This is a genomic window from uncultured Photobacterium sp., from assembly GCF_947502415.1.
Classification (GTDB): Bacteria; Pseudomonadota; Gammaproteobacteria; order Enterobacterales; family Vibrionaceae; genus Photobacterium.
In genome coordinates, this window is the sequence record NZ_CANMZV010000050.1 from 1 (window position 1) to 6034 (window position 6034).

A 6034-nucleotide genomic window follows, 5' to 3' on the forward strand; every position below is an offset into this window, starting at 1 on the left:
ATGCATGACAAGGTAATTGGCACATTCATTGAGCGTGAGTTCTACAGATGTTAGTTCAACAAGTTGGCGTCATGACCAAATGAAGAGTTGGGTTCTATCAGTTCGTCTCTCAACAGTATTTTGAAAAATTGGGATGCAAATGCATTTAGTGTCCAATTAAGTCGTCTTCGAGGGTTGCTAGATCAATCTCAGAGTACACTTCATGCTGATGATAAAAGTGCTGTATCGAATTTCCTTGAGGAGTCAACGATAGAGCTCGATAAACTTTGTAATCAAAAAGGCTGGGATATATATACAAAGTTCCAGTATGTGACATCAAGATTGCAACAATCGGAAAAAGATTCGAAGTGGGATTAATATGAACTTTTTTGAACGAAAAGAGATAAAGCTAATATCACAGTTAAATATGCTAACTTCAAATGGTCAGCTAAACTGGGAAATTTGTGATGTTCCGCTAACAATATCAAGATCAACTGATGATTTTATCCCCTTAATGTTTACAACTTATTTTGATAATAAGCGATTTTTATTATTTCAGCGAAGGTTTCAAAGTTTTGCTGATGAATATGAGAGATTTTATTGGAATGAGCATATTAGTATCGCAATTGTTGATGATTATGATCGAGTACTTTGGGAGTTCTATGAGAGAGAGTCATCACTCTATGATTTATTCCAAACTGTTAGGGAAAAGGCTGCTGGTTTAGACGATCTATTCTCGAAATTGTAAATATAACAAGGCAATCAAGGTGATACGTTACACTCGGCGGTTTTGGTTCGGAGTTCGGTGCGCTTTGCTGTTTTAGTGGGCGTACACCTTATTGCAGGCGTTAAATGTTCGACGGTATCACTCATCATTTAGGAGCGTTAATGAGCGCTAGAAATATTTTTAAAGGCTGTATTTTCCTTTTTTTATCAGTCTCAATGTTAATTGTTGCTCTTGTGATAATTACCCTTATGGCGACAATATTGATTGACTATAATTTTGCAGAAAATCCAGTAACATACTCGATTATTTACTGGTTGTTACCTATTCTTCCGGTCGTAACTTTATGCTACTTGGTGTTTAGACTTTTTAAAAAGTCGCTAGGTTTTTTTGTGAGTGAAGAAAGTAGTAGTATGGAAAATTTATCTGGAAAGGGTAAAGAATCAGTAGTTCCAGCAGAAATAAAAGGTTGGAATTGGGGCGCGTTTGTATTTAATTGGGTTTGGGGTATCGGTAACAATACATATCGTGCGCTTTTTGCCTTCATTCCAATAGTAAACATCTTCATGATGATTTTACTTGGTCTGAAAGGAAATGAGTGGGCTTGGAAGCATAAAAAGTGGGAGAGCGTAGAGCACTTCAAAGAAGTTCAGCGCAAGTGGTCTAAGGCTGCATTGGCTTTTATTGGATTATTGGTGATTTTAAGTGTCTTTATGTTTTTCCGCATTGAGAGCTCGTTCCTGAATTCTGCTCCATATAAGCTATCGCTAGTAGAAGTAACTGAATCAAAGTCATTCATTACAAAAATTGGACAGCCATATGAAGTTAGCATCGATAGTGGCAGCATGGGAAGCTCTAAAACTGAAGGTACTGCCAGCATAAAGTACACTGTAGAAGGACCTAATGGTGAGGGAGTTGTTAACTTCGATGCACAAATGGATATGGGGACGTGGACTATCGTATGTCTTACCGTTGATTACCCTGAGTCGCAATCTAGAGATGAGTTAGTGGCTTGCCAATAGAGCATTTAACAAAGCAATCAAGGTGATGCGTTACACTCGGCGGTTTTGGTCGGGAGTTCGGTGTGCTCTGTCGGTTCGGTGGGGCACACCTTATTGCAGGCGTTAGCTGTACAGAGCGAAAATTGATACATCAGTCATGCTTTGCGAGAATGATTTGTAGTACCTTTGATATGATTTTTTATTGTTGCATATGAAGGTGAATGTAATGGCTAAAACCAAATCGGGCAAAAAGAAAGTTTACGTTCCAGAGCATACTAAGGAAGACGGAACGAAAGTACGTCGTCATTATCGCTCGACTCCAAATCCTCAAAATAACGATTAAGGTGTGAAATATGAGTTTTTGGGAAAAAGCAGGTAAAGCAGCCTTGAGTGCAGGAAAAGCTATTGGTGAAGAGGCTGTTCGGCAAGGTAAAGAGATCAAAGAATTAAAAGAGAAATGTGAGTCTCGTTCTGATAGAGAGTTAGAGAGAGTGCTTCAAAATGATGGGTTCTTTGGTGCATCTGATAAAGAAAAAAACATGGCAGGTGCTGAATTAAAGAGGCGTGGATATTCGCCTGATGAAATTCGACGATTACGGAAATAGTTATTAATAAACTTAGATAGGTCGCAACTTGCGGCCTTTTTTGAATGTACAGCTAACAAAGGCATCAAGGTGACACGTTACACTCGGCGGTTTAGGTATGGAGTTCAGTGAGCTTGGTAAGTTCAGCGTTGGCGCACCTTATGCCCGGCGTTATGTTCTTAGGGAGAAAAATTGCGATTCATAGTTATTTCACTTATATGTTTTTACCAGAAATACATCTCACCATATAAAGGCTTTCGTTGTGCTCATGCTTACTTACATTGTGGTGACTCTTGTTCGGAAGCCATAAAAAAGATTATTGAAAAACATGGTGTCTATGATGGTTATCAACTTGCTAAGTTGCGCCTGAACGAATGTAAACAAGCATATATTCAAGTTTCAACAAAGAATGATAATCGAAAGCGTAAAAAAAGTAGCCGATGTGACTCCTGTTTTGATCCTGCTTCGGCTTGCGATGTGGTTGATTGTATACCTGATGGTCACTGTGACACTCCTGATTTACCGTGTGATTGTTCATTACATGCTCACAAAAACAGATGGTTATAGGTGTATTAGCTATTTGACTTCATTGAGTACGAACATAACAATGGTATCAAGGTGACGCGTTACACTCGGCGGTTTTGGTATGGAGTTCGGTACGCGTGGTTGGTTCGGTGTTGGCGCACCTTATCCCAGGCGTTAACTGGCATAAGTTACACCTAAGCCACATAATGAAAGAGTATTAAATTAAACACATGAATATAGCAATAAAGGTTATCTATATTTTTGTTTCAGTAGTTCTAATCTGGAATGCAATATCGATCGATAGTTGGTTACAGTTTATAGATCTTTGGTCTTTAGGCTTCGTGTTAACTCCAACTCTATTAGCTTATTGGGTAGATAATTCAAACACATTCCAATTGAAGCTTCGTACCGTTGTAAAGGTCGCTTGGTTAAGTGGTTTTGTAGGTAGTCTCATTGGGTTAGTGAGAGTTTTTAGCCATTATGAAGTGGATGTTCTAGGTATATTAATGGGTTTAAGTGTAGCGATTCTACCTGTGCTTTACAGTGCTGTAATTGCTTTACTATTGACACCTTTTCTTGGCTCATGTCAGCCGCGCAGTAAGTATATGAATCCAAGCCAGTTAACAAAGCAATCAAGGTGATGCATTACACTCGGCATTTTTGGTTTGAAGTTCCGGTGTGCTTTGTTAGTTCAGAGTTGGCACACCTTATTGCGGGCGTTATGCCTCTAAAAGCGAGGTGTTTTCTATACAAAAGCTACAACACAAATGAACACCATCTCTCAGGCAATTTCGTTCATCAACCGGCTGCTCCTTGAGTAAGTCGAAACGTCGGTTGTTAATGTATTTGCTGCCATCAGTATCGAGTTGTTTGGCTCATGCTTAACTCGATGTGTCTTTGGGTTGAAACGGTGTTTCCCTTGGCTATCAGTCTGGTGTTTGCAGCCTGTGTTACTCCGCATTTGTTGTCATGCAAATCCTGTGGGCTCAAAGTCGCTGAAAGTTAGCGGGAATATTTGAGTTGATGATTGCTGTAAGTTCGTCGCAGGTGGATCACGTGTTGCTTGTCTTGCGGCCAGGAAAGGGAAGTGTTCTTGGTGAGTCATAACAATGCAATCAAGGTGATGCCTTACACTTGGTGATTTTGGTTCGGAATTCGGTGCGCTTTGCTGGTTCAGTGGGGCACACCTTATCGCAGGCGTTATGCACCTTAGAGCCAAGTTCATCGATGGTAGAATGTTCATCGCATATTTCCACGATTTCTCTGGCTATTCGTTCAGCGAAAGGCTGCCTGAAAGTTCAGAGAACAGCAGGTTGTCGTTTTCTTTGCCGCCTTTTACCCTGGCAATTCAGCAATGAGTTTTCATCGTTACTTTGCTCTGAAAGGGCAGTTGCTTGTCTTAACCAATAGTTCGGTGCAACAGCCAATCCAATTCGAATCAGGTTGTCATGCAAATTGACCTGACTTAAATTGTTGAAAGTAAATCGCATTTTTTAAAGTCTGCGTTTGTTGCGTACATGTCGCAGACTCATCACGCGTGGAAAGGTTTTCGGCCAAGTATATTCGTATTAATGGATGGAGTTGCATAACAAAGCAATCAAGGTGATGCGTTACACTCGGCGGTTTTGGTATGAAGTTCGGTGCGCTTTGCTGGTTCAGTGGGGCACACCTTATCGCAGGCGTTAGGCATGCTGAAGAGCGACATTATTTTTATTGGTTATTTCTTCGCTCAAGAACGATGCCAAAAAGGTCATTCGTTCATCGTAAGGCTGTCCATAAAATATGGCGAAACGCGGGTTGTTTCTTCCGTTGTTGCCTTTAGCTCTGGCAATGAACCCTTGTATTATTCAACGTTACACTGTAACGAACGGATTGTCGGCTTCTCAGCCGATCACTCCGGTGATGCAGCCCTAAGGAACATCTCATCAGGTTGTCATGCAAATGTATTTGGTTCAAAGCGTTGATAGTTCATGGGAAAATACAATTTCGAGGTTGTTGTATCCCATGTTTAAAGGCGGGATGCGTTGAGAGTTCGCCTCCCAAGTTAGGACAGTGCACATGGAAATGCCTAACAAAGGCATCAAGGTGACACGTTACACTCGGCAGTTTTGGTATGGAGTTCAGTGCGCTTGGCTGGTTCGGTGTTGGTGCACCTTATGCCCGGCGTTATGTTCTCAAAGGATACACATGCGAATAGTGATCGACTGGAAACAATTATCAACAAAATCAGAATTCTACACCATGTTTTTAGAACAGGTCGATGCTCCCAATTGGCACGGACGTAATCTTGATGCGCTGTATGATGGACTATTAGATGAGCGGCTTATCAAACTTACTTTACCTGTTTGTTTTGTAAATAAAAATTCATCGTCAGTAAAGCTAGAGCTTGAGTGTTTTCAACAGTCGGTTTTCGAGTTGGTTGATGAAGTGGCAAGTCAACGTAAGGGGATTAGTTTGCTAATCGAAGCATGATGATTATGTTGTAAATAATATTAAATATTTTCTGGGAGGTTCAGTGTCGAATTACTTTAATCCACATGAAGTACGAGAAAAGATCTTAGAGCGTGGTGAAGATACTATTCTCAAAGAGTTACACACGTACAATAAGCCAGCCCAAAACTTTTATTATCAAGTGATTCAAGAAATTCGTGCCGAAAGGCAAGAAGAGGAAAGGTTAGAGCCTCAAAGAACCGCAAATCAATTAGCAAAGAAAACAGTGACAACAGCAAGAGTTGCCATCGTATTCAGTATCATTGCTTGTATAATAAGTTCAGTTGCCACCATCTATGCTGCGTCACTAAGTGGCTGAAAATAAAGAACATAACAAAGCAATCAAGGTGATGCGTTACACTCGGCGGTTTTGGTACGGAGTTCGGTGTGCTTTGCTGGTTCAGTGGGGCACACCTTATTGCAGGCGTTAAACGCACTAAAATAATTTACAAATCTATGAGTATGAAGAATATGACTATTAGAAGTAAACTAATTGATATTTTTAAGACTCGGCCAGCGGGGCCTTTTCTGTTTGTTGGTTCCGGCTTCTCTCGACGATATCTAGGTTTAGAAGATTGGCGAGGTTTACTCGAAAAGTTTTGCGTAACAGGAAAACCATTTGAGTTTTATCTGGCAAGTGCAAATGGTGACTATCAGGGCAAGATCATGAAGAGCCCTTATTTTACAAGGCTTCCAGAGAGGTTGCTTTTTTAGAATAGGCTTCATTTTTA

Annotated in this window: 7 protein-coding genes; all 7 read left to right on the plus strand. The window is 40.5% G+C overall.

From position 1 onward, the window contains the following. Positions 1 to 358: 358 nt before the first annotated feature. The 7 genes from Q0852_RS23105 (at position 359) to Q0852_RS23130 (ending at position 5622) form a co-directional block, all read left to right on the plus strand. Complete coding sequence (locus tag Q0852_RS23105) at positions 359 to 727, plus strand: hypothetical protein (protein WP_299022659.1); 369 nt, start codon at positions 359 to 361, stop codon at positions 725 to 727. Positions 728 to 867: 140 nt separating this feature from the next. Then, positions 868 to 1725 (plus strand): cytochrome c oxidase assembly factor Coa1 family protein, encoded by an 858-nt coding sequence (locus Q0852_RS23110; protein WP_299022661.1) that lies wholly within the window; start codon positions 868 to 870, stop codon positions 1723 to 1725. Positions 1726 to 2057: 332 nt separating this feature from the next. Next, a complete protein-coding gene (locus Q0852_RS23115) occupies positions 2058 to 2309 on the plus strand; it encodes a hypothetical protein (RefSeq protein WP_299022663.1) in 252 nt (83 codons plus the stop codon). A gap of 171 nt (positions 2310 to 2480) precedes the next feature. Then, entirely contained in the window at positions 2481 to 2855 is a 375-nt protein-coding gene (gene yidD / locus Q0852_RS24015; RefSeq protein ID WP_367278185.1) for a membrane protein insertion efficiency factor YidD, read from the plus strand. 1646 nt (positions 2856 to 4501) lie between these two features. Next, entirely contained in the window at positions 4502 to 4777 is a 276-nt protein-coding gene (locus tag Q0852_RS23120; RefSeq protein ID WP_299022666.1) for a hypothetical protein, read from the plus strand. Between the two features lie 232 nt (positions 4778 to 5009). Next, positions 5010 to 5285 (plus strand): barstar family protein, encoded by a 276-nt coding sequence (locus Q0852_RS23125; RefSeq protein ID WP_299022668.1) that lies wholly within the window; start codon positions 5010 to 5012, stop codon positions 5283 to 5285. A gap of 43 nt (positions 5286 to 5328) precedes the next feature. After that, on the plus strand, positions 5329 to 5622 hold the full coding sequence (locus tag Q0852_RS23130; RefSeq protein WP_299022671.1) for a hypothetical protein: 294 nt from the start codon (positions 5329 to 5331) through the stop codon (positions 5620 to 5622). Positions 5623 to 6034 lie beyond the last annotated feature (412 nt).